Genomic DNA, 2344 nt, shown 5'->3' on the forward strand with positions numbered 1-2344 from the left:
CATTAAGTCGTATCGAAGTCATCAAAGGCGCCGGTCAGATTTTATATGGCCCACAAACATTAGGCGGCGCGGTAAACTTCGTGACTAAACCTGTTCCTCGAAGTGGCAAGGTCGAGGGTACTATCACCTCCGCTTTCGGTAATCAGAATTATCGTTTACTGGATGGTGCCATAGGCTATGGTAACGAGTTAGGCGGATTCACTTTTGGCTTTACCCAGAACAAAGGTGATGGTGTCTATGATCACAGTGAATTTGATGTCAAAGATTACCGATTCAAAGGTGAGCTCGACATTACCGAACGTCAGACATTAGGCTTGAAATTAGTTCACACGCGTGACAGACGTAATTCTACAGAGGCCTATTTAACACCCTATGAATATGATCGTGATCCTTACTCGCATCCCTCTATTCAAAATGATGAATGGGAACAAGATCGTGACGTCGTACAGTTACAACATATTTTCCGTGTTAACGATAAATTCAAATTAACCTCACAGGCTTACTACACCGACACATTCCGTAATGGTCTACGCAGTACAGAAGAGAATGAAGGCGATCCGGATAGTAACGGTAATATCGTGTCGTTATTCAGAAACTGCCCGGGACAAGGTGACGAAGAAGGAGTCTCAGCTACTGATGTCAATGCCAGCTTATGTGCAGGTCGACATGCACCTCGTCAATATTACACACGTGGTGTAGAAACACGTGGTGACATCTCTTATAGTTTGTTTGACTTAGAACACGACACCATATTTGGTGTTCGCTATCATGAAGAGAACATACACCGTCAGGAGATCCTGTCGAAGAGTGTTGCTGAGCGTGAGAGTTATAAATTAGCACTGGCAAACAATCCGGGCGATGTGGAAGAAGCAAAAATTAAAACGCACGCTTTATCCTATTATTTGCAAAATACGACGTATGTAGGGAACTGGTCATTCACACCAGGTTTTCGCGTAGAAGATGTTCGTACCAGCGAAGAATTCTATGAAGGCGGTGTCCAGAATAACCGTGAAGCGTTGTCATACACTGAGTTTTTACCGAGTTTTGGCGTTGCATGGAATGGGATTACAGGTACCACAGTCTTTGCTGGAGTACATAAAGGCATCGCACCAGCTCGGGCTGATAGGGAGTTTACTGAAGACGGCGGTCGTGCTGAACCTGAAGAAAGCACCTTATATGAAGTTGGTTTCAGAAGCCGTTACTTCAAAGGTATCAATGTTGAAGCCACATTGTTCCACAATGATATTCAAAATACCTTAGTGGACTTTGGTGATACATTCGATAATAGTGGTGATAGTGAACAAACCGGTATCGAACTCTCAGGCCGTATCAACTTTGGTGATATTTTCGACTGGACAAATAATATCTATCTATCAGGTGCTTATACTAACTTATGGACAGCTGAATACAAAGATGGACCTGATCCGTCAATCAACGGTAACAGAATGCAGTATGCACCTGAACATATGTTAAATATGGATCTGGGATATGAACATCAAAGTGGTGTGAATGCCAGAATTGGTGTCCAGCATGTGAGTAAACAATTTGTTGATGATGGTAATACTCGTAACGAAGATGTCAGTGGACTGCAAGGCACTATCCCAGGATTCACTATCTGGAATGCGGGTGTGAATTACGCCGTGCCGAACTCAGGTATTACCGTCTTTGCTATTGTTGAAAACTTATTCGACAAAGAGTATCTGGTCAGTCGAAATGAAGGTAAATTAGTTGGTCGTGAACGCTTGTTCTTTGGTGGTATCACCTACGACTTCTAATAAAATGGGAATAAAACAATGGACTGTTTTTTCATTTAGTAAAAGCCCGTTTTTTAAAGCGGGCTTTTTTTTTGACTGAACATCAGCCTTCATACACATCCACTGGTTTCACCTGGTTAACCATTTATATCGAGCAAACATGACAGATATCGGTGATAAATTTGTATCTGTCAGCATGAATGTTAACGTAATCGATATACAACACTTTTTGGGTGACACAGGCTATGACCATGCAGCAAAAACACTCGACTTATTCCCCTGAACACAAAGAAGACAATGACAGTGAACAACTGCACCAACAACGCGACTTGATATTAACGCATGAGGAAGCGCTGGCAGGTAGTCCTGATGAAAGTGCAGCCTGTGGCGAGGAAGATATTGGTGCTGGTCTTGAATTTTTAGTGGCAAAACACGACCATCCTGACTCTGATAAATAACCGAGCAGAAACAGGCATTATCAAAAATCATGACATTTATAGACCTAATTTTAAGTTCTATACATTCTCCCCCTAGAACGCCTTAAAAACTCTCAAATTTGGGAAAAAAAATTTTGAGGTGTCAGGCCCCGC

At 42.3% G+C, this 2344-nt stretch carries 2 protein-coding genes; both read left to right on the forward strand.

Translation table 11 applies throughout. The annotated features are described in order from the left end of the window. Positions 1 to 1775, forward strand: a 1775-nt coding sequence (locus B4K20_RS07570) for a TonB-dependent receptor family protein (protein ID WP_289282456.1), incomplete at its 5' end; no start/stop codon positions are given. A gap of 230 nt (positions 1776 to 2005) precedes the next feature. Continuing rightward, on the forward strand, positions 2006 to 2212 hold the full coding sequence (locus tag B4K20_RS07575) for a hypothetical protein (protein WP_289282457.1): 207 nt from the start codon (positions 2006 to 2008) through the stop codon (positions 2210 to 2212). The last annotated feature ends 132 nt before the right edge of the window (positions 2213 to 2344 follow it).

The organism is Methylophaga sp. UBA5088 (genome assembly GCF_002414625.1).
In the GTDB taxonomy this organism is placed as follows: Bacteria; Pseudomonadota; Gammaproteobacteria; order Nitrosococcales; family Methylophagaceae; genus Methylophaga; species Methylophaga marina.